The organism is Rhizobium grahamii (genome assembly GCF_009498215.1).
GTDB lineage: Bacteria > Pseudomonadota > Alphaproteobacteria > Rhizobiales > Rhizobiaceae > Rhizobium > Rhizobium grahamii_A.
On sequence record NZ_CP043499.1, the window covers coordinates 107133 to 129244 of the forward strand.

The window sequence follows — 22112 nt, forward strand, 5'->3', positions numbered from 1 at the left end:
ATGGAAGCGCCAATCATACCGACGAGATCCATTGCCCGCGCCTACGACTACATCGTCGTCGGCGCTGGTTCGGGTGGCTGTGCCGTCGCGCGCCGTCTGGTGGATAATAGCGATGCCAGCGTGCTGCTGCTCGAAGCCGGACCGGCCTGTATAGGCATTGCTGAGATCGATGATCCGGCGCGCTGGGTTCCCCTCGGGCGCGGGACGTATGATTGGGGCTACGACTACGCGCCGACCGGGCGCATAAACGACCGCACTATCGGAATCCCGCGTGGCAAGGTCCTCGGAGGGTCGAGCAGCATCAATGCGATGATGTGGTATCGCGGCCATCCAATGGACTACGACGCTTGGGCGGCATCCGGGGCAGAGGGCTGGTCGTTCAACGAGGTGTTGCCCTATTTTAAGCGTTGCGAGGATTGGGAAGCCGGCGAAACCGCGCTGCGCGGTGCCGGCGGCCCGCTTCGCATCGAACGTAGCCGCGCTCCCCATCCGGTAGCGGACGCCATGCTCGGCGGATGTGCCGAACTCGGTATTCCCGTCATCGATGATCCGAACGGGCCATCCAACGAAGGTGCGGCTCTCGCGAACCTGAATATTTGCGGCAACGAGCGCTGGAGCTCGGCGAGGGGGTACATCTGGCCGATCCTCGACAATGAACGCCTGACAATCCTGACAGACGCCCTGGCGCTCGACTTGGGAATCGAGCACGGCCGCTGCACCTCCGTGAGGTTCACCCATGGTGGCCAGTACCACGACGTTCGGGCAACAACCGGTATCGTTCTGGCGCTTGGTGCGATCAACACGCCGAAGCTGCTGACGCTGTCAGGGATTGGCGATCCGCTCGACCTGGCGCGGCTCGGGATCGATATCAAGGCAGCGCTTCCTGGCGTCGGAAAGAACCTTCAGGACCATCCGCTCGTTCAGGCCTGCGTCTTTCGAGCGACAAGACCGCTCGGCGCGGTGCGTGATAATGGCGGCGGGACTGTCATTAACTGGAAGTCATCTCAGAGTTTGCCGCAGGCCGATCTTCACGCATTTCCGGTGCAGGGCAACAGCGCCGAAGCGCGTATTCGCGAGCTGTATGACCTGTCCGGCGACGTCTTCTCGATCGGCTGCGGGCTCATGCGGTCGAAGAGCCGCGGATATATGCGCGTGCTGTCGAGCGCGCCTGACGGTGCGATTGAAATTCAACCGAACTACCTGGCGGAACAGTCCGATCTGGATGCTCTGGTCGTCGCGGTCGAAACGATGATGGAGCTTGCCGCGACGCAGAGCTACGCCGACTGGTTTGGTGGTTATGCAGCGCCACCCCGGCGGCTGTCGCGTGCCGAGATCATCGACTACGTCAGAAATGCCTGCTCGACCTTTTTCCACGTCGTCGGCACATGCGCGATGGGAAATGACGATGCAGCCGTTGTCGACAGCCGCCTGCGCGTTCGTGGCATCGAAGGTCTTGTTATCGCGGATGCCTCTGTCATGCCGACGATCCCGACCTGCCATACCCATGCTCCCGTCACGATGATCGGCGAACGCGCCGCCGATTTCCTGCTTGGTGCGGCGTGAGATGAATAATCCTCGAACCGGACGGAAGAGATGACAATTCAAAAGCAGATAATCGCCGGCGACTACCTCCTGACGATGGACGCAGAGAACCGTGTCATCACCGGTGGTGCGGTCCTTGTCGAAGGTGGCCGTATCGTGGCTGTTGGGCCGCTTGCCGAATTGCAGGCAAGTCATCCGGACATTGGCGTGCGCGTCTTTTCCGATGCGGTCCTCATGCCCGGGCTCGTCAATGCCCATGCTCATTCCGGCTTTCTCAGGGGCACGGCAGAGCACCTGCCTGTGTGGGATTGGCTGACACTTCACATCAATCCGATGCACCGTGTGCTACTGCCGCATGAAGCGGAAGCCGCCTCCTGGCTTTGTTATGCTGAATCCGTTCTCGGCGGCACGACCACGGTCGTCGACATGTGGCGCTTCATGGACGGCAGCGCAAAGGCCGCATCGGCGATCGGCAATCGCCTGGTGGCGGTGCCCTATGTCGGCGAGCATCCGGAATACAACTATTTCGACACGCTCGACATGAACGAGGAGATGATCGAGCGCTGGCACCGCAAGGCAGACGGGCGCATCAACGTCTGGGTCGGGCTGGAGCATCTGTTCTACGCCGACGACGCGGGGCAGAGTCGGGCGATCGATCTCGCCAAGGCCCACGACACTGGCTTCCATACCCACTGCAGCGAAGCCGAAATCGAGCTGGCCGAGTTCCAAAAGCGATACGGCAAGCGGCCGATGTATGCGCTTGCCGACCTCGGCTTCTTCGATACACCGCGCACAATGATTGCTCATGGTGTCTGGCTGGACAAAGCGGAAGTGGAATTCATTGCCCAGCATCGCGTGTCGATCGCCCACAATCCGGTGAGCAACATGAAGCTCGCGAGCGGTATTGCCTTGGTGGGCGACATGCTCGCGGCTGGGGTTCCCGTCGGCATCGGCACGGACGGCGAGAAGGAAAACAACAACTTCGACATGTTCGAGGAGATGAAGGTCGCATCCCTGCTCGGCAAGCTCAAGGATCTTGATGCCGCCGCCATGGATAGCTGGGATGTCCTGCGGATGGCGACGATAACCGGCGCCAAGGCCATCGGCCTCGACCATGAAATCGGCTCGATTGAGGTCGGAAAACGCGCGGATCTGATCGCGGTCCGGACCGATACGCCACGCATGACCCCGATCTTCGGAGAGGGGCCATACTTCAATCTGCAGCACAATCTCGTTCACGCGGTACGAGGCGGAGACGTCTGCATGACGATGGTCGACGGCCAGATCGTTGTCGATGACGGAAAACTGAAGACCGCCGACATGGGCGACATCATCCGTGAGATCGGCCGTATCGCACCGCCGCATTTCGCAAGGCGCGCGGCGTGGTTGGCGGATAACCGCGAGGGCACCGCGCAATGGACCAAGGCAAGCTGAGGGCAACGCATGGCGAAGACGACGGATAGGGCCGCGCTCAACGAGTGGTATGCCATTGAAACGGCGGCGGAGCTGACCGCCAAGCCCGTCCGCAGTCGTCTGCTCGGACAGGACATCGAACTCTTCAGGCGGGAAGACGGACAGCCGGTCGTTCGCGAGATCGAAGCCGGATGGCCGACCGGTCCTGCTCTGCCTGTCCGGGAGAAGTACGGATGCATTTGGACGACGCTCGGTCATCCGAACAAGGAAATCTTCGAGATCTCGGAGGCCGATGAGACCGATCGCCGTTTCGTCCCCTGCGGTTGGGTGAAAATGCGCGCATCGGGGTTGCGCGTCGTCGAAAATTTCCTTGATATGGCGCACTTTCCGTTCGTCCACACGGACATTCTGGGTTCCGAGCCGCATACCGAAGTGCCGGGCTATCTCAGCGAAATTCGCCGCGATATCGACGAGGTTTGGGCCACCAACTGCACCTTCTTCCAGCCGCGCATTGCCGCGACCGAAAGCGAGGGAGCCTTTGTCCAGCTGACATATCGTGTTCCCACGCCGTTTGTTGTCATGCTCTACAGGGTCTGCCCGACAGCGCCCGAACGACTGGATGCCATCGCCCTCTTCATCCACCCGATCGAGGAGGATCTGTGCCGGGCACAGCCCGTCATGTATCTCGTCGACAACAGCTCGACGCACACGGCGCTGCTCAATTTCGAGCAGGTGATCTTCATGCAGGATCGCATCATCGTCGAAAATCAGCGTCCCCTGCTTCTGCCGCTCGAAGCGCGCCAGGAGATCCCGACGCGAGCGGATAGCTCCTCGGTCGCATATCGTCGCTGGCTGAAGGAGAAGGGTATCCGCTTCGGCACCACGATGGGGGCCGGCTGATCGTGCGCATGCCGCTGACGGTGCTCAAGCCTTCCTCGACTGCTCAATCCTTGGCGATGATGCAGGAACACGAGCAGGCGCGACTTGTTGCCGGAGGCACTGCCCTGCAACTTGAATGGGCACGAGGTTTGGCCAAGCCGCCGGTACTCATAGGCCTAGATGGAATTGCAGGTCTCTCGGGCATTTCGTTTTGCGGAGCCGGTATGCGCATCGGCTCTGCCATGACACTCGCCACGCTTTGCCGCGACCCGTTGGTGCTCGAGCATCTGCCCCTCCTCGCCACGGCGTCGCGGTTCGTGGCAGCGCCCTCGGTTCGCAATCTTGGAACTCTCGGCGGAAACATTGCCGCCCGCAATGGCTGCCTTTTACCGGCTCTTCTGGCCCTCGACGCCTTTATCGAAGGCGAGCGAGCGGCCGGTCGGTTTCATGAGCGGTTGCTGGACTGGCTGCAGCGGCCGGCTGAACGCTGCGAGGTCATCGAGGCCGTCTACGTTGGAGCCATGGCCACTGCATCGCGCTGGACGCATCGCAAGATTGGTCTGCGGGCCGCCTTTACGCCAAGCGTCATCGGCGTTGCCGCCTCGCTAGACGTAAGGGACGGCAGGATAGCGAGCGCCCGGCTGGCGGTTGGCGGAGGGAATGTTGCTCCGGCCCGTCTGCGAACCGCGGAAGCGTTGCTGACGTCGCAGCCCGTCGACGCTGTCGACTGGAATGAATTAAAGACACGGCTCTCGCAGGAGATATCCGCGCCTGAGGATGCTTTCCGGAGTGCGCGCTACCGGAAGATGGCGGCGGCGAACGCACTTGTCTGGGGACTGCAAAACCAGACGGCATCGAAGCCGCAAATCACAACCGACGATGCGGACGCCACGTGTTCGTCAGGCGAGATCAGGTTAACTCGCGCCGATCAGCCTTCACGTTGGCATGTCAGGCCCGATGTCGCCGCCAAGGTCGATGGGACCTTCTCCTACCTCACCGACAGGCGCGAGGAGGGTATGCTGGTCGGGCGCATCCTTCGGGCGGGCGTTGCCCATGCGCGGATACGCTCGATCGATACGTCGGCAGCCGAAGCTCTCGAAGGTGTCGCCGCTGTTGTGACCCACCGCGATATCCCGGGCGAAAACGCCTTCGGGATCGTGGTTCAGGACCAACCGGCTTTCTGTTTTGACAAGGTTCGCTACGTGGGCGATGTAGTCGCGGCTGTGGCGGCGGTTGATGCCGCAACCGCCGATGCGGCGCTGGCTTTGATCAAGGTCGACTACGAGCGCCTCCCTGTCGTCGATGATCCCGCGGCAGCGCTTGAGGACGGCGCAACTGCCGTTCATCGGGGCGGCAACCTGCAGCGGTTGATCGAATTTGGACGCGGCGATGTCGATCAGGCCTTTGCCGGTGCGTCCCACATCCTCACACGTACCTACACTACCTCCCGGCAAATGCATGGTTTCATGGAAACCGAGGGTGGCTATGCGACGATCGAAGCCGATGGAACGCTGGCAATCTTCGCCGGCGGGCAACACGGCGCGCGTGATCGCCTTCAGCTGTCGCGTATCCTCGCGATGGATGAGGCTAAAATTCGCGTCGTGACCAGCCCGACCGGTGGCGCCTTTGGTGGCAAGGACGAACTGACGGTGCAGCCGGCATTGGCGCTTCTGGCTCTGAAGTCTCGCCGGCCCGTGCGCATCCAGCTGTCGCGTGCGGAATCAGTAATGGCAGGCGTCAAACGCCATCCCATGACCATCCGCATGCGCACCGCCTGCGACGGTGACGGGCGCCTGCTCGCGCAGGAGGTCGATGTCCTTGTGGATGCCGGCGCTTATGCGTCGCTTGGCCCCGGCGTTCTCGAGACGGCGCTTGAGCATGCTGTCGGCCCCTATCTCGTTGCTAACGTACGTACACGCGGACGTCTGGCCTATACCAACAACGGCGTCGGCGGTGCTTTTCGTGGCTTCGGCGCCAACCAGATGACCTATGCCATCGAATGCCAGATGGACGAACTGGCAAGGACCTGCGGCATAAAGCCGGCAGAGATTCGCAGCAGGAATCTGAGGCGGCCGGGAATGCCCGGCTATCTCGGGCAGGTGGTTGCTCCATCCGAGCGGATTGCCGAGATGCTGGATGCTGCGACCGCAAGTTCGTTGTGGCGCAGACCAGACTCCGATGTCGACGCAGACGAGATCGTAGGCGTCGGTATGGCACTCAATTATCAGGGGAACGGCTTGGGTTCCGTGGTGCCGGATCCTGCCGGTGGGGCATTGCGGCTGAACAGCGATGGGGTAATCGAGGCAGCCTATGGGCTTGATGAGATGGGGCAGGGGCTGCTGACATCCATCCAGGCTGCCGTGTCCGCTAATATCGGTTGCGCCCGCAACGATGTCCTCCCTATCGTTGGCGATACGCGCTTTACCCCGGATTCCGGCTCGACGACGGCCTCGCGCGGGGGCTACGTGGTTTGGGAAGTGGCGAGGACGGCGGGGCGTGAGTTCTCGCGCAAGCTTCTGGCTGCAGCCGCGACCGTGCTCGCGCGGTCGGAAGAGAGCTTGAAGATCGGCGCGGGCGGAATTGTCGAGGCCGGCAGCAACAGCGGTGCGCTCCTTCTGAGCTTCCGACAGCTTGCCCAGTCATTTGCCCCCGATGCGCTGCCGAACGTTACAGTCGCATTCGACTTCCCTAAAACCGACTATCAATCCGGCAATGCCCGCTACATCTTCGCTTTCGGTGCCTGCCTTGCGCGCGTTTCGATCAGCCGTGTTACCGGCGCGGTCAGGGTGCTGGATATCCACCAGCATACGGCCGCCGGCCCAATCATCGATGTTGCCGCCTATCTCGGTCAGATGGAAGGCGGCGCGGTCCAGGGGCTTGGCTTTACGCTCACGGAAGACGCCATCATGGCGGCTGGCGAATACGTAACGAAGAACCTCGACAGCTACATGTTGCCTGGCGTGCGCGATACAGCCGGCCGGATTGCGGTCTTTGCGCTCGAGGACCTGGATCCCGGCGACACTCTTGGGCCGCGCGGCGCTGGTGAACTGGGCATCGGTGCGATCACGCCGGCGATTGCCAACGCCGTTGCGGACGCAATCGGACACTTCCCGACATCTATTCCTGTTAGCCCAGAGCTGGTCCTCGATGTGCTGGAAGGTGGCCAATGAGCGCGACGACCTCTCTACCGCTGCGGTTCCGGCTGAACGGGGAAACGGTATTGCTTAACGCAGAGCCGGACAGGCGGCTGTCCGACATTTTGAGGGAAGATCTCGGGCTCACTGCAAGCAAGAACGGTTGCGGCATCGGCCGCTGCGGGGCCTGCATGGTCCTGATGAACCGACAGGCGGTCAACGGATGCCTCGTCATGGCGTGGCAGCTGCAGGATGCGGAGATCATCAGTCCGGAGGGTCTCGACGATCTCGACATCGCGCGCACGGTCAAGGCCGGTTTGGTTCAGGAAAACGCATTTCAGTGCGGCTATTGCGCCCCTGGCTTCACAATTTCTCTCGTGTCGCTTCTCGGCGAAAGGCCTGATGCGACGGAAGCGGATGTGCTGACGGCGCTCGAAGGCAATGTCTGCCGCTGTACGGGCTACCATTCGATTATTCGCGGCGCCCTCAATGCCATCGACCAAATTCGTGCCTCACAGGCATCATCCGGAGAAGACTGACATGTCCCTTTCGATCAAGGCGTTGGAGCCCACCAGTGCCGGTGCGCGTGCCTTTCTCGCTCGCCCTCAGAAGCAGCTTCTTATCGAGGGCTCATGGGTCGATGCGGCAGAGGGGAAGCGCTTCTCCACCTATGACCCGGCCAATGGACGCTTTCTCGCTGAGATCGCGGAAGCAAGCGCCGTGGATGTCGATGCTGCGGTTCTTGCCGCGCGCCGTGCCTTTGAATCCGACGCTTGGCGCGGGCTCACACCATCGGCGCGCGGAAAGTTGCTGTGGCGAATTGCAGACCTTATAGACAGCCATGCCGACGAACTCGCGGAGCTGGAGACGCTGGATCAAGGCAAGTCCTTCAAGACTGGACGTCTGGGTGAAATCCCTGCCTCGGCCGAGCAGTTCCGCTATTTCGCCGGCTTCGCCACGAAGATTCTCGGAACGACCATACCGACATCGATTGCCTATCAACCCGCCGGCAAGCGTGTTTTTGCCTACACCACCCGCGAGCCGATCGGTGTCGTCGCGGCGATAACGCCGTGGAATTCGCCGATGCTGATGGCCGCCATGAAGCTCGCGCCGGCGCTCGCGGCAGGTTGCACGGTAGTCCTGAAACCAGCGGAAGAGACTTCGCTGACGGCCTTGCGCCTCGGTGAACTCATGATCGAGGCAGGCCTGCCTGACGGCGTCGTCAACATTGTCACTGGCTTCGGCGAATGCGTTGGTGCCGCCCTGACTACCCATCCTGATGTGGACAAGGTCGCTTTCACCGGCTCCACTGAGGTCGGCAAGCTGATTGTCGGCGCGGCGCGCGGGAATCTGAAGAAGCTGACCCTCGAACTCGGCGGCAAATCACCGGCGATCGTCATGCCGGATGCCGATATGGCGCTAACGGTTCCAGGCATTGCCCGAGGCATATTTGCGAATGCCGGACAGGTCTGCGTCGCCGGATCGCGGGTCTACGCGCATCGGTCGGTCTATGAACAATTGGTAGACGGTCTGACGAGGGAGGCATCAAAGCTGACGCTTGGCCACGGTCTCGACCCGCAGACCGACCTCGGCCCGCTGGTCAACCGCAAACAAGCCGATCGCGTCGCAGGCTACATTACTGGCGGTGTCGGGGAAGGCGCCGAAATCGCGGCGGGGGGCAGGCAAGTCGGAGACGAGGCGACGTTCTTTGAACCCACGGTCGTTACCGGCGTCACGCAGAACATGCGCATGATGCAGGAGGAGATATTCGGCCCGGTGGTTGCCGTGACGCCATTCGACGACGTCGACGCGGCGATCACCTACGCGAACGACTCTCCCTACGGTCTTGCCGGCAGCGTGTGGACATCAGACCTCAGCGCCGCCCATCGGCTCTCGGCCCGGATCCGCTCCGGCACGGTATGGATCAACTGCCATTCGTACTTCTCGCCTGAGTTGCCTAAGGGAGGCCACAAGCAATCGGGCTGGGGATACGAAAACGGTGCGCCGGGCCTTGAGAACTATCTCGAGAGCAAGACTGTCTGTGCGGTGATCTGAGAGGCGCACCGTCTAGATACATCGCAGCTACCAGTCTACGCCGTGGCTCACCCGACGATCGTGATTTTCCTGCAGGTTAATAGCTGCAGGGCCGGTCGTTGTTGAACCCGAGCGCGCAAGCGGAGTTCAGATCCGCGGACGGATTCTGCTGGTAGCTTGTCGTCGTGCACGCCGCGACGATCATCACCATGCTGATCATCGCTCCTGCCAATATCGACGCACGAAATCGGTTCATCTCTGCCTCCCGTTTTTCGAAGGCTGCCCACGCGTGTTGCGGGCAGGATCACCACGCACTATCGCTTGAATTCGGACGAACCGCCAGCGGTTCGATCAGGATAGCCTCTTTCTCGTCTATTGCGGCCGTATCGATGTTGACTGGGGCAGCGAGGAAGCTGCGTGCAACCAGGTCGGAAGCCAAGGCTTTGAGCGGCGGCCATTCGTGACAGGATCGGGCAGAGCGGCCTCTCAAAAAGGTGCGCCGGTTCGTCAGAGCGAGTGTTTTTCCTTGAGATCAGGCTGCCGCATGGGTACCCGACCAACCCAGGCATGGCATCGCGGCAATCGGCGTGCTAGCAGCACACCCAATTCAGTCTTGAGGAAAGATCATGGTTCCAGGGCGTATGTCGATGCCGCCCCTTAACGCGCTCGTCGTCTTCGACAGTGCGGCCCGTCTCGGCAGTTTCTCGCGCGCCGGGCATGAATTGGGTCTGACGCAAAGTGCCGTTAGCCGCCAGATCGGAAAGCTGGAAGGTTTCATTGGCTCGAAGCTGTTCATGCGGCTGCCTTCCGGCGTCCAGCTGACGGCGATCGGTGAAAGCTATGCTGCCGATGTGAGCCGTCTGCTCGGCGAGCTCGGTGCGGTTACAGATGGTTTGCGGGCGTGGTCCGGGCCGAAGCAGATCACCATCGCCTGCTCACGCGGCATTGCGGATCAATGGTTCCTGTCGCGTATCGCTCAATTGAAACAGGATTTTCCCGGCATCGAGATTCGTCTCAGGGTCACCGACGACGTCGCACATCTGAGGCTCGACGAATTCGATCTTGCCCTGTTCTACCGCAAGGAGCGTCCGATCGGCGTCAATCTGACGGTGCTGGCGCGTGAGGAAATCGTGCCGGTTTCCGCGCCCGGCACAAATAACCTCATGGATATCGACGAGCCCCTGTTGATCTCCATTGAGGACCCCATGCGCGAATGGCAGGGCTGGAGCGATTGGTGGCAGGATTCCGGCCTGCACCGACCGCCGGAAGCGCGGGAGTGGCGCCTTGGCGACTATGGGCTCTGCACGGCTGCCGCAGCACAGGGTCTTGGCATCGCCCTCGGTTGGACGTGGCTCATCCGCGATCAGCTGGACAACGGTACGCTCGTGCCGGTCCATAGTCATCTGATGCTTTCTAACGCCTATTTCTATCTGATGCGCCCGGCGGACCGGCATCAGCGAAAGATCGTCAGGGAAGTGTCTGATTGGCTGATTACCAGCAATGGCGGCAGCTACGATACGAAATAAACGGGCGGAGAGCAGTCGACGGGCGGCTAACCGCCCATCCGTGTGCGTGCCATGCGGAAGCGGACGTATCCAATGATCGTGAAGAACAGCCAGGCAACCTGCGTGACCAGCGAGCCGAGATTGAAGTTGCACGACAGCGAATAGATCAGGCAGATGCCGCCAAGAACATTCAGCAACGTCGTTCTGCTGTCTTCAACCGCAAGAACGCGCAGTTGTAGCAATGCATAGGCCGTAAGATAGAAGACAGCGCCGATAAGGCCGACGATATCCGGCAAAGTCATTTTGATCCTCCAGGATCGTATGCTGCAGGTGATAGATTGCGCTCCATCAGGCGGAAGGTGTTATTTTCCGTCCGACGTGCGGCTGCTCCTTTAGCTGCGTTGCAGCGAAAGCCAACGCGCACAAATCGCATGACCATATGACTAAAAGTCATACCGGGTGACGGTTTTGCTGCCCTAGTCATGCCTGCCGATGTGCGCTAGGCCAGCCGCTTAAATTTCCATGGCGAAAACGCCGTGAACGAAGGGAACGATACGATGTCGAGCAACAAACCCACCTTTGAACTGACACGCCGCGGCTTCATGGCCGGCACAGCAGGATTTGGCGTGATGTCGGCCGCAGGGCTGATTGGCATGCCGGCGCTGGCGGCCGGCGAAAAACCGAAAAAGGGTGGCGTACTCAAGCTCGGCATCGGCGGCGGCAGCACGACCGACAATTTCGACCCGCGCATCCTGAAAGACTGGGTTCCCGTGAACCAGGCCTACATGGTCATGAACGGTCTCGTCGAAATCGACGCCAACAACAATGCCGTTCCAGAACTCTTCGAAAGCTGGGAAACGAAGCCGGGCGCATTGGAGTGGACCTTCAAGGTGCGCCAGGGCGTGACATTCCATAACGGCAAGTCGCTCACCGCCGACGACATCATTTACTCTCTGAACCTTCATCGCGGGGAGACGAGCTCCGGCGCGCGCTCTGTCGCTGCACAGTTTGCCGATGTCGCCAAGGTTTCGGATTCTGAAATCAAGATCACGCTGACAAGCGGCAACGCCGATCTTCCCTACATCCTTTCGGACTACCACTTCCTCGTCGTGCCGGATGGTTGGACCGACTTCAACAAGCCTGTCGGCACCGGCCCGTTCGTCTACGACACCTACCAGCCGGGCGTGCGTGCCCGTTTCAAGCGAAACGAAAGCTACTGGAAGCCGAATGCCGCGTGGGTGGATGCCGTCGAAGTCATCGTCATCAACGACATTGCCGCGCGCACCAATGCCATGATGTCCGGCCAGGTCCACGCGATCAATCAGCTCGACTTCAAGACGGTCGACCTGCTCAAGCGCAACCCGAACCTGAACATCGTGCAGTCGGCAGGCGGCCAGCACTTCACCTTCCTGATGGATTGCACGCAGGCGCCGTTCACCGACAACAACATCCGCCTCGCCGTCAAGCATGCCATCGACCGCGAGCAACTGCTGAAGACGGCTCTGCGCGGCTATGGCCGCATCGGCAACGATCATCCGATCCCGAGCACCGATCCCTTCTATGCCGCCGATCTGCCGCAGCGTCCTTACGATCCTGAAAAGTCGAAGTTCTATCTCAAGCAGGCCGGCCTCGATAACCTGAAGCTGACGCTGTCGGCCTCGGATGCCGCCTTCTCGGGCGCCGTCGATGCTGCCGCCATCTTCCGCACAGGCGCCGCCGCAAGCGGCATCGATGTCTCGATCAAGCGCGAGCCGGCCGATGGTTACTGGGACAATGTATGGATGAAGGCGCCTTTCTGCATGTCGTACTGGGGTGGCCGGCCGACCGCTGACCAGATGCTCACGATCGCCTATTCGTCCACCTCGGCGCAGAACGACACTCACTGGAAAAACGAGAAGTTCGATGCCAAGCTGCTCGAGGCACGCGCTCTTCTCGATAATCAGAAGCGCAAGGAAATCTACGCTGAACTGCAGGGGCTGATCTCGAACGAGGGCGGCGCCATGATCCCGATGTTCGGTGACTATCTCGATGCGACGTCCAAGAAGCTGAAGGGTGTGACGACGCATCCGATGTTCAACTTCATGGGCGCGCGCCTGGCAGAAAAGGTCTGGCTGGAATCGTAATGGCACGTCTTATCCTCAGGCGGATTGCTTTAGGCATCCTGACCCTTCTCCTGGTATCGGCGTTGATCTTCGCCGGTACCCAGCTCCTCCCCGGTGACGTTGCCTCGGCAATCCTCGGCCAGAACGCAACGCCGGAATCGCTTGCCGTGCTTCGCGGTCAGCTCGGTCTCGACCAGCCGATCCTGCAGCGTTACGTGACCTGGCTTGCCGGTTTCCTTACAGGTGACCTCGGCAATTCGCTCGCCAACCAGCAGCCGGTCGCCGAACTCCTGTGGCCACGCTTTTGGAATACGATGGCTCTTGCGGCATTTGCGGCGGTCATCAGTGTGCCGGTCGCCATCGTCCTCGGGCTTCTCAGCGCCGTCAATCGCGGCGGGATCTTCGACCGGATCGTCAATATTCTCGCCTTGGCCTTCGTGTCGCTGCCGGAATATTTCCTGGGCCTTCTGCTGATCCTCTTCCTGTCCATCCGCTTCAACCTGCTGCCGAGCCTTGCCGACACTTATGATGGCATGACTTTCATGGAGTGGGTGCAGGCAACCGCGCTGCCTGCGTTAACGCTCGTCCTCGTCACTGTGGCGCAGATGATGCGCATGACGCGCACCGCCGTGCTCTCGGTGATGGACCAAGCCTATGTGGAAACGGCCTATCTGAAGGGTCTGCGCACCCGCCGCGTCATCACCCGCCACGCCTTGCCGAATGCGGCCGCGCCTATCGTCAATGTCGTGGCGTTCAATATCGCCTACCTGATCACAGGCGTGGTTCTGGTCGAAGCGGTGTTCAACTACAACGGCCTGGGTCGCTTCATGGTCGATGCCGTTTCCAAGCGCGATCTGCCATTGGTCCAGGCTGCGGCCCTGGTCTTCGGCGCAGCATACGTGATCCTCAACATCGTGGCCGACGTCGCCGCCATCGCACTTAATCCGCGCCTGAGGCATCCTCGATGAAAGTTCAGAAGACAATTCCACTGACGGCCTGGATCGGTTTGACGATCGTTGCCGTCAACCTCATCTTTTTTGCCTTTGGTCCGCTGATTGCGCCCTATGGACAGGAGCAGATCGTCGGCGGACCGTTCGACCCTCGTTCTGCGGATTTCTGGTTCGGCCTTGATCAGAATGGTCGTGACATGGTTTCGCGCCTGCTCTACGGCGCCCAGATGTCGATCGGCGTGTCGCTTTCCGCTTCCCTGCTTTCCTTTGCCGTCGGCGTGCCGCTCGGCTTCCTCGCTGCCATCTTCGGCGGCTGGGTCGATACCGTCCTGTCGCGCATCGTCGACACGGTCATGTGCATTCCGGTGCTGATCTCGGCGCTCGTCGTGCTCCAGGCTTTGGGTTCGTCGCTGCCGGTGCTGATCGTCACGATCGCCCTGCTCGACTCCACCCGCGTCTTCCGTCTGGCGCGCATCGTTGCCCAAGGCGTCAACGTCTTGGAATATGCCGAAACCGCCCGCCTGCGCGGTGAGGGACTCGGATGGTTGATCCGCAAGGAAATCCTGCCCAACACGCTGCCGCCATTGATCGCGGAATTCGGCTTGCGCTTCTGCTTTACCTTCCTGTTCGTGGCCGGCTTGTCGTTCCTCGGGCTTGGCATCCAGCCGCCGTTCGCCGATTGGGGCGGCATGGTGAAGGACAACCAGCAGGCCATTCTTTACGGTCTTTACGCGCCGCTCTTTCCTGCTGCCGCGATCGCCATCCTCACCATTGGCGTCAATCTGGTTGTCGATTGGCTGCTGGCCAGCCGAACTGCCGTACAGGGGGCTGATCGATGAGCGACGAAACGATCCTTTCCATTCGCGGCCTTGTCGTTAAGGCACCCACGGGCGCCATTCTGGTCGATGGCGTCGATGTGGACCTTGCCCAAGGCGAAGTTCTCGGCCTCATCGGCGAATCCGGTGCCGGCAAGTCGACCATTGGTCTCGCCGCCATGGGCTACGGCCGCGGTGGCTGCCGTATTACCGACGGACGCATCGTCGTCGGCACGACATCGCTGATGGACGGAACGCGCGCGACGCGAGAAGGGGTGCGCGGAGCAAAGATTGCCTATGTCGCGCAAAGTGCGGCGGCATCTTTCAATCCGGCCAAGCGTATCGGCCAGCAGATCATGGAAGGGCCGCTGTATCACGGCCTCATGAACCGATCCGAAGCCGAAAGCTGGATGCTGGAGTTGCTGACTGCTCTGCAGCTACCGGATCCCAGCACCTTCGCACAGCGCTATCCCCATCAGGTTTCCGGTGGTCAGTTGCAGCGCGCCATGGTCGCCATGGCAATGGCTTGCCGTCCCGATATCCTGGTGCTCGACGAGCCGACGACGGCACTCGACGTAACGACGCAGATCGAGGTCCTGGCGCTCCTGCGCGAGTTGATTCAGCGTTACAACACCGCTGCGCTCTACATTACCCACGACCTTGCCGTCGTTGCTCAGATCGCAGACCGCATCATGGTGCTGCGGCATGGCAAGATGGTCGAGCTGGGAACGGCCGCCGAGGTGCTCGAGGCGCCAAAGCAGGACTATACCCGCAGGCTTGTGGCAGAACGTGAGGCCAGCATTGTCGGAGATCGATCGTCGCATCAGGCGGGCGACCTTCTGCTCGAGGTCAAGAATGCGGTCGCGTTCTATGGCAAGAAACAGGTCCTGACGGACGTTTCATGCCAGATCCGGCGCGGCGAGACGCTCGCTGTGGTCGGCGAGTCCGGTTCGGGGAAATCGACGCTTGCGCGTGTGATCGCCGGTCTTCCGCCGCACGGCACGGGCACCATCGACCTCGAAGGTCAGCGGCTCGCCACGGACTATCGAAAGCGCTCCAAGAAGCAGTTGCGCCGCATTCAGCTCGTCTATCAGCTGCCCGATGTCGCACTCAATCCGCGCCAGACCGTCGGTGAGATAATCGGCAGGCCGATGTCGTTCTACTTCGGCATGAAGGACAAGGAACAGCGGGTCGAGGTTGCTCGGCTGCTGGAACTGATCGGGCTGCCTGCCGAATTTACCGAGCGGCTGCCGGGTGCCCTGTCGGGTGGGCAGAAGCAGCGCGTCTGCATCGCGCGAGCCCTTGCGGCCAAGCCGGACCTGATTATCTGCGATGAGGTCACCTCTGCGCTTGATCCGCTGGTTGCCGAGGAAATCCTGAAGCTGCTTCGCAAGCTCCAGGACGAACTCAAGGTGTCCTATCTCTTCATCACCCATGATCTCGGCGTTGTGAAGCGCCTGGCGGACCGGACTATGGTGATGCAGCATGGACGCGTCATCGAGGAAGGCGCGACCAGCGAGATCTTCCGGCCTCCGCATGCGCCCTACACCGAGCAGTTGATCGCCTCCGTTCCGGAGCTGCGACGCGACTGGCTCGACGACGTACTCAAGTCTCGCGGCCAGCCGGCCGCCTGACCGACTATCTCCACTCACGAATGCTGGAACGACAATGACCGTCACGGTTGAAGAGCATATTTGGATCACCATGAGCGATGGCGTGCGCCTCGGCGCGCGCCTCTGGCTGCCCGATGGCGCTGAAAACGCGCCGGTACCGGCGGTCCTGGAATATATCCCCTACCGCAAGCGTGACGGAACACGCGGCCGCGACGAGCCCATGCACGGCTACTTCGCGGAACAGGGCTATGCCGCGATCCGCGTCGACATGCGTGGCACCGGCGAATCCGACGGCCATATGGCCGACGAGTATCTGAAGCAGGAGCAGGACGACGCGCTCGAGGTCATCGCCTGGATCGCCGCCCAGCCCTGGTGCGACGGCAACATTGGCATGATGGGCAAGAGCTGGGGTGGTTTCAACAGCCTCCAGGTTGCCGCTCGTCGCCCGCCGGCCCTCAAGGCCATCATTACCGCCTACTCCACGGACAATCGTTTTACCGACGATATCCACTACATGGGCGGGTTGCTGCTCAACGACAATCTCTGGTGGGGCACCATTATGCTGGCCTATCAGAGCCGGCCGCTCGACCCGGAAATCGTTGGAGACGAATGGCGAGCGCGCTGGATCGAGCGCCTGGAAAAGCTCCCGTTCTTTCCCGGCCTGTGGCTCGAGCACCAGCGGTACGATGAATACTGGAAGCATGGCTCCGTCTGTGAGGACTGGTCGGCAATCCAGTGCCCGGTACTGGCGATCGGAGCCTGGGCCGACAGCTACACGAACGCCGTTCCGCGCCTGCTTGAAAACCTGCAGGTGCCCCGCCGCGGGATTATCGGCCCATGGGGCCACGTTTATCCGCAGGATGGAGCGCCGGGTCCGGCGATCGGTTTCTTGCAGGAAGCCGTGCGCTGGTGGGACCAATGGCTGAAGGGCAAGGACACCGGCGTCATGGATGAGCCGATGCTTCGTGCCTACGTCAGCGACACCATCGAGCCGAATGGTTCGCGTGATTTCACGCCCGGCCGCTGGGTTGGCGAGGAAAGTTGGCCATCGAAAAAGATCGAGACGCGCCGGCTGGTTCTTGGCGCCGACCATGCGATGGGTCCGGCTTCCGCGCGGCAGGGAATGCTTTCGATTTCGTCGCCGCAAAGCCACGGCAAGGCCGGCGGCGAATGGATGGCGACCGGCTGCATCGGTGAGCATCCGACCGATCAGCGGCTCGATGACGGCGGCGCATTGGTTTTCGACACCGATGTTCTCGATGAGGCGTTCGACGTTCTGGGGGCTCCCGTCGTCAAGCTGAGGCTTTCGGCCGACCAGCCGGTGGCGCAGATTTCGTTGCGCTTGTCGGATGTTCTGCCGGATGGGCGTGTGACGCGCGTCAGCTACCAAGTGTTCAACCTCAACCATCACGTCAGCCACGAAGCGCCGGAAGCGCTGGTGCCCGGCAAGCCGATCGACGTCGCGATCAAGCTCAACGATTGCGGCTATCGCTTCGAAAAGGGGCACCGTATCCGTCTGTCGATCGCGACCGGTTACTGGCCAATGGTGTGGCCGGCTCCGGCAGCCGTGACGCTTTCGATCGATGCCGGCGAGAGCGCCCTTGAGCTTCCCGTGCGTCCGCAGCGACAGCAGGAACAGGCCGTTGCATTCGAGGCTCCGGCACACGGTCCCTTCACGCCCATCACGCAAGTCGATCCCGGCAGCGTACGCCGCTGGACGGAGCAGGACCACGTCACCGGCCTGACGACCTATGTGACGGAAGGTATCGGCGGGCTCTTCGGCGAAGGCGTGCTGCGTTTCGACGACATCGATACGCAACTCGGTCACAGCCTGAAGCGGGAACTTACGGTTCATGATGATGACCCGCTTTCCGCTCGCTACGTGCTGACACAACGCTACGAGATGGGTCGCGATGGCTGGCGGATTGATATTGCGAGCCGCACGGAAATGCGCTCCGACGCCGCGAACTTCTATCTCACCGGCACGCTGGAGGCGAAGGAGAACGGAACGGTCGTCGCAACCCGTCAATGGGACCAGACGATCGCACGCGATTTCCTCTGACACGGAACCGCCTGGTCCCAAGCAGGCGATGTTCTCACGGTGACCGGGCACCCGCTGCCCGGTCACCGTGTTCCCTTCCGCGCCCTTATTGCAGCGTGAGTTAGCTTCCGTTCCGCGCTTTCGATCGCCTGAATTGCCGTCGTCGCCGATCCGTTTGAGGGTAATTGTTAGGATTTCTCGGGTAGGTAGATCTGCCTACAGATATCCTTCGATTAGTGCCATCGGAACACCATGAGCGAATTCCAGAACAGAGCCGTCCGCCTTATCACCGCCTGCGAAGGGGAGGGTGCGCTTGCGGATCTGCCAAAGCGTTTCAGCAACCTCCTGACCGGAATTGCGGAACTGCATAGCGTCGTGGGCAAGCCCGTCGACAATGTTGATCTCAGCAAGTTGCAGGGCCAATCCAAAGGTCAGACGCGTAGCGTCGATGTCGTTATCGGCGACCTGATGAGAGAGCTGGCCGCAATCGGTTACCTGCACGACATCGATATCATGCAGGCCGGTTACAACGGGCTCGATAGCCGCCTGCAGGACATCAAGCGGCTGCTGAAGGCCGCGCAGAGCGATAAACGCGGCGCCGACCAAGAATAGCACTGGAAATACGGCCCGCACTTGCCTTGCACGTCGGTCTGCCGTCCGGAGCTATCGCGATAGCCCTCGGAAGCGATTTGGCTGTTTGCTTCTCTTCGTGCAAACGATAAACCTCCAGGCATGCGATACGAAATCGATGCTTCGCTGATCAAACTGTTGCTGCCGGACATTGTTCTTGCCGAGGATGGTCTGGCTCGCCTCGATGAGCGTGCTCAACGCTCGTCGGTCGCGCAGGGCTTTGCTGAACGCGGGCACTTCTTCGACGCGGTCGGCGCGATGTGGGTGGCGGGCGAACTCGTTCACGTCGAAGATCTCGTCCTTCACGACGCGCATATGGATAGCCGGGCACCGAGCCATGAGTTGACGATCGCGCACGCCATCTTGCGGGCGAGGCGGCGAATGTGGACGAGCGATGCGAACTGGTCGCTGACCCGGGCCGGCCTTGCGGTGCTTTCGGGTGCGGCCGGCTACGAGCAGGAAATCCCACGAGCCGGAGTGGCTAAAACCAAAGACGACGAAGACACCGACGCGCTGCTTTCCGCCGAACTCGCCGAGATCGATGCGGTGCTAGAGCGCTCGACGCGGCTTCTCGATGAGCATCTCGGAAAGCCGGTTCTGGATCAATCGCCTAAGCCTGCGCCTTCGAAAGCCGGCGGAGACCCCATGGGGCTCTTCGATGACGAGGAGTGGGACGAAGCCTCGCGGCTGCACGAGTGGTGCCGCCTCATTCCTCTTGCCGATACCATGCCATGCGTTCTTGGGGCGGCCCTCCTGTTCGAGGGCTGGGAAAAAATCGAACCTTTGCGGCGGCAGCATTGGCTGGGCGGCTTGCTGGTCTCGAGCTACCTCCGCGCCCGTGGAAAGGTCACGTCCCATCTGTTTTCCTTCCACGCGGGTCTAAGGGCGGTTCGCCATGAACTTCGGCGCGCAAAAGACCGCCGCACGCGGCTGCAGGCATTTCTTCAGGGAATGACGGAAAGCGCGGCTCTCGGGCTGAAGGAGATGGATCGGCTGTCGCTCGCGCACACGCAGATGGAGCTTCGCTTCAAGGACCGCCGCTCCAACAGCAGTCTTCCCGAGCTTGCCGATTTCATTCTCTCCCGCCCGATCGTTTCCTCTGCGATGGTGGCCAAGGAGTTGGGGGTCACCAGCCGCGGTGCGCTCAATCTGCTGAACGATATCGGCGTGCGAGAGATTACCGGTCGCGGCCGGTATCGCGCCTGGGGTATAATCTAAAAATAAAGAGGGGCCGTGTTCTCACACGACCCCTCGATGGGTGAACACCCGATCCGCGCATCCTGTCACAGAGTGCGGATCGGGCGCTCGAGCGCTTCCATTGCCCCCAGAAGCGCTTGTCTCTTAACTATTCCCGCTCGCCCGTGAAGTTGAGCAGCAGCTGGAAGATGTTGACGAAGTTCAGGTAGAGCGAGAGCGCGCCGAAGACGGCCAGCTTCTGGTTCGATTCCTGATCGTAGTTTTCCGAATACTGTTCCTTGATGTTCTGCGTGTCGTAGGCAGTCAGGCCGACGAAGACGAGAATGCCGATGACCGAGATCGCGAACTGCAGTGCGCTGGAGCCAAGGAAGATGTTCACGATGCTGGCGATGACGACACCGATCAAGCCCATCATCAGGAACGAGCCGAAGCGGGAAAGGTCACGCTTGGTCACATAGCCGTAGAGGCTCGTCGTACCGAACATCGTGGCCGCAATGAAGAAGGTGCGCGCGATACTTGTCCCGGTGAAGACCAGGAAAACGGAGGCGAGCGACAGTCCCATGACGGCGCAGAAGGCCCAGAAGGTCATCTGTGCGGCGCTTGCCGACATCGTCTGGATCTTGAACGAGAAGAAGAAGACGAAGGCGAGCGGTGCCAGCATCACAACCCACTTCAACGGCGACTGGAAGATCGGCACGTAGAGCGCAGGGGTGCTGCCCACGATGAAGGCGACGATGCCCGTGATGACGAGGCCGATGCCCATGTAGTTGTAAACGCGCAGCATGTGCTGGCGCAGGCCTTCGTCGAACATCGCCTGAGAGCCGGCGGCCGAGCCGAGGCCATAGCGGGGATTGATCGGGTTCATACTGATCTCCTCGAGTGAACTAGTATAAGGTTCGGACAAGCTGTTCGGCTGCCCGGTCCAATGGAATGGTGCGGTCGCCGGCGACGAGCGCATAGGCGACGTCGCCGATCTGCCAGTAGGCAACTTCCGCGTTGTCGAGCGCCATGTGCTTCACGGATTGAACGGCGAAGGCACCGGGGCGGACAGCAAACAGCGACAGCTGCTTGGCGTCGTTCGTATTCAATGAAACCTCGACGCTCGGCCCGAACTCGGAGGGGAAGATCTGCACATCGGCGATCGTCCAGTCCGTGGGCAGTTGCGGCATGACCACAGCGGTCGCCGCACGAATGTCTTCCGGTTTGTAGACGGTCATCGGTTGCGATACGGACTGACGCACGAGAGCCGTCTTGTAGGCTCGCACGGCGTCCTCGACAAATGCCGGCGCGGGAACCGAGGCCGCCACTTCCGTCGCCGTGAAGGCGCCAAAGGAGGTGTGCGCAACCCATCCGGCCGCAACCAGAACCGTGACCGCGGCTATCCGCTGAACGGCGTGAAAGAAGCGGCCATATGCCAGACCTCGCTCAAGCCTGCGGGCGGCGTCGCGGGTTTCCGGGCGTCCAAAGGCGCTCTCGTTCACGAGGGCCAGTCTGAGTTCACCCCTGATGCTGAGATCGGCCATGACCTTGGCGGCGATAGCCGGGTTCTCCGACAGGTAGGATTCAACCTGAATACGGCGGGCAACGTCCAGCTCGCCATCGACATAGGCATCGAGATCGGCATCGACGATCGGATCAATTATTTTCATTGCCGCCTCCTTCGATCAATCTCAGGTGTTTCTTTCGGGGTGCCCCTTCCTCGAACTCTCGCAGTTGCGCTCGCGCTCGCGAGATGCGCGACATCAGGGTTCCGATCGGAATACCCAGCGCCGTCGCTGCTTCCTGATAGGAAAGATCTTCGATCGCCACGAGGTGAAGCGCTTCGCGCTGCTCTTCAGGAAGCTCGAAAAATGCTTCGCGAACCTGCTTGAGGCGCACAGCATGCTCCTGGCCGGCCGGCAGAGACTGGTCGGCCTGCGCGGCGGCCTCATCGTGCCGCCGTGTCAGGGACCGGCTCTGCCGGACGCGGTCTATGTGAGCGTTATGCAGAATCGAGAGCAGCCACGTACGCAAGTTACCAGCACGACGGAAGCTCTGCCTCTTCTCAAATGCCCGGATCAAGGCATCATGGACCAGATCCTCCGCCTCGTCGGAATTGCGCACCAGCGAACGGGCGTAGCGCCGAAGCGCTGCCAGCTGGCCAATGACATCAAAGGGGCGTTCTTTCCGTTCCATGATTGAGTATACGGAGCTGCGTGGCGATTTATTCCCGGCCTAATGAAAAAAATCGAAGTTTCCGTTGAGCCGCGAATAAAGA

At 61.1% G+C, this 22112-nt stretch carries 19 protein-coding genes; 14 read left to right on the plus strand and 5 right to left on the minus strand.

Annotated features, from left to right (window positions below; genetic code table 11):
• Genes FZ934_RS19450 through FZ934_RS19475 form a run of 6 tightly spaced genes read left to right on the plus strand, consistent with a single transcriptional unit; the run spans position 1 to position 9023 of the window.
• A complete protein-coding gene (locus FZ934_RS19450; protein ID WP_153272581.1) occupies positions 1 to 1563 on the plus strand; it encodes a GMC family oxidoreductase in 1563 nt (520 codons plus the stop codon).
• A gap of 30 nt (positions 1564 to 1593) precedes the next feature.
• Entirely contained in the window at positions 1594 to 2976 is a 1383-nt protein-coding gene (locus FZ934_RS19455) for an amidohydrolase family protein (RefSeq protein WP_153272582.1), read from the plus strand.
• Positions 2977 to 2985: 9 nt separating this feature from the next.
• Positions 2986 to 3855, plus strand: coding sequence for an aromatic ring-hydroxylating oxygenase subunit alpha (locus FZ934_RS19460; RefSeq protein WP_153272583.1), 870 nt, complete (start codon positions 2986 to 2988; stop codon positions 3853 to 3855).
• Positions 3856 to 3914: 59 nt separating this feature from the next.
• Positions 3915 to 7004, plus strand: coding sequence for a molybdopterin cofactor-binding domain-containing protein (locus tag FZ934_RS19465; RefSeq protein WP_246738057.1), 3090 nt, complete (start codon positions 3915 to 3917; stop codon positions 7002 to 7004).
• A complete protein-coding gene (locus FZ934_RS19470) occupies positions 7001 to 7507 on the plus strand; it encodes a (2Fe-2S)-binding protein (RefSeq protein ID WP_153272585.1) in 507 nt (168 codons plus the stop codon). Before FZ934_RS19465 ends, FZ934_RS19470 begins: the two co-directional genes overlap by 4 nt.
• A 1-nt stretch (position 7508) precedes the next feature.
• Positions 7509 to 9023, plus strand: coding sequence for an aldehyde dehydrogenase family protein (locus tag FZ934_RS19475; protein ID WP_153272586.1), 1515 nt, complete (start codon positions 7509 to 7511; stop codon positions 9021 to 9023).
• A gap of 76 nt (positions 9024 to 9099) precedes the next feature.
• On the opposite strand, the gene FZ934_RS27870 is transcribed toward FZ934_RS19475, so the two are convergent.
• Positions 9100 to 9258 (minus strand): hypothetical protein, encoded by a 159-nt coding sequence (locus FZ934_RS27870; RefSeq protein ID WP_194273850.1) that lies wholly within the window; start codon positions 9256 to 9258, stop codon positions 9100 to 9102.
• A gap of 370 nt (positions 9259 to 9628) precedes the next feature.
• On the opposite strand from FZ934_RS27870, the gene FZ934_RS19480 reads away from it, so the two are divergent.
• Positions 9629 to 10528 (plus strand): LysR substrate-binding domain-containing protein, encoded by a 900-nt coding sequence (locus FZ934_RS19480; protein WP_153272587.1) that lies wholly within the window; start codon positions 9629 to 9631, stop codon positions 10526 to 10528.
• A gap of 26 nt (positions 10529 to 10554) precedes the next feature.
• On the opposite strand, the gene FZ934_RS19485 is transcribed toward FZ934_RS19480, so the two are convergent.
• Positions 10555 to 10809: a CBU_0592 family membrane protein gene (locus tag FZ934_RS19485; RefSeq protein WP_153272588.1), complete on the minus strand. Its 255-nt coding sequence runs from the start codon at positions 10807 to 10809 to the stop codon at positions 10555 to 10557.
• Positions 10810 to 11064: 255 nt separating this feature from the next.
• Between FZ934_RS19485 and FZ934_RS19490 the strand changes: the two genes are divergently transcribed.
• The 7 genes from FZ934_RS19490 (at position 11065) to FZ934_RS19520 (ending at position 19876) form a co-directional block, all read left to right on the plus strand.
• Complete coding sequence (locus tag FZ934_RS19490; RefSeq protein ID WP_153272589.1) at positions 11065 to 12630, plus strand: ABC transporter substrate-binding protein; 1566 nt, start codon at positions 11065 to 11067, stop codon at positions 12628 to 12630.
• The gene (locus tag FZ934_RS19495; protein WP_153272590.1) at positions 12630 to 13577 is read left to right on the plus strand and encodes an ABC transporter permease; all 948 of its coding nucleotides are present in this window, start codon (positions 12630 to 12632) and stop codon (positions 13575 to 13577) included. Before FZ934_RS19490 ends, FZ934_RS19495 begins: the two co-directional genes overlap by 1 nt.
• Positions 13574 to 14398, plus strand: coding sequence for an ABC transporter permease (locus FZ934_RS19500; RefSeq protein WP_153272591.1), 825 nt, complete (start codon positions 13574 to 13576; stop codon positions 14396 to 14398). Before FZ934_RS19495 ends, FZ934_RS19500 begins: the two co-directional genes overlap by 4 nt.
• Complete coding sequence (locus FZ934_RS19505; RefSeq protein ID WP_153272592.1) at positions 14395 to 16008, plus strand: ABC transporter ATP-binding protein; 1614 nt, start codon at positions 14395 to 14397, stop codon at positions 16006 to 16008. The genes FZ934_RS19500 and FZ934_RS19505 overlap by 4 nt, the downstream gene beginning before the upstream one ends.
• A gap of 34 nt (positions 16009 to 16042) precedes the next feature.
• On the plus strand, positions 16043 to 18049 hold the full coding sequence (locus FZ934_RS19510) for a CocE/NonD family hydrolase (RefSeq protein ID WP_153272593.1): 2007 nt from the start codon (positions 16043 to 16045) through the stop codon (positions 18047 to 18049).
• 231 nt (positions 18050 to 18280) lie between these two features.
• Positions 18281 to 18640 carry a hypothetical protein gene (locus FZ934_RS19515; protein WP_153272594.1) on the plus strand — a complete coding sequence of 120 codons (360 nt, stop codon included), beginning with the start codon at positions 18281 to 18283 and terminating at the stop codon, positions 18638 to 18640.
• Between the two features lie 120 nt (positions 18641 to 18760).
• Positions 18761 to 19876, plus strand: coding sequence for an RHE_PE00001 family protein (locus FZ934_RS19520; RefSeq protein WP_153272595.1), 1116 nt, complete (start codon positions 18761 to 18763; stop codon positions 19874 to 19876).
• 127 nt (positions 19877 to 20003) lie between these two features.
• Here FZ934_RS19520 and FZ934_RS19525 read toward each other — a convergent pair whose 3' ends face one another.
• Genes FZ934_RS19525 through FZ934_RS19535 form a run of 3 tightly spaced genes read right to left on the minus strand, consistent with a single transcriptional unit; the run spans position 20004 to position 22030 of the window.
• On the minus strand, positions 20004 to 20720 hold the full coding sequence (locus tag FZ934_RS19525) for a Bax inhibitor-1/YccA family protein (RefSeq protein WP_153272596.1): 717 nt from the start codon (positions 20718 to 20720) through the stop codon (positions 20004 to 20006).
• Between the two features lie 19 nt (positions 20721 to 20739).
• Complete coding sequence (locus tag FZ934_RS19530; RefSeq protein ID WP_153272597.1) at positions 20740 to 21504, minus strand: anti-sigma factor family protein; 765 nt, start codon at positions 21502 to 21504, stop codon at positions 20740 to 20742.
• Entirely contained in the window at positions 21491 to 22030 is a 540-nt protein-coding gene (locus FZ934_RS19535; protein WP_153272598.1) for a sigma-70 family RNA polymerase sigma factor, read from the minus strand. The genes FZ934_RS19530 and FZ934_RS19535 overlap by 14 nt, the downstream gene beginning before the upstream one ends.
• Positions 22031 to 22112: the final 82 nt, after the last annotated feature.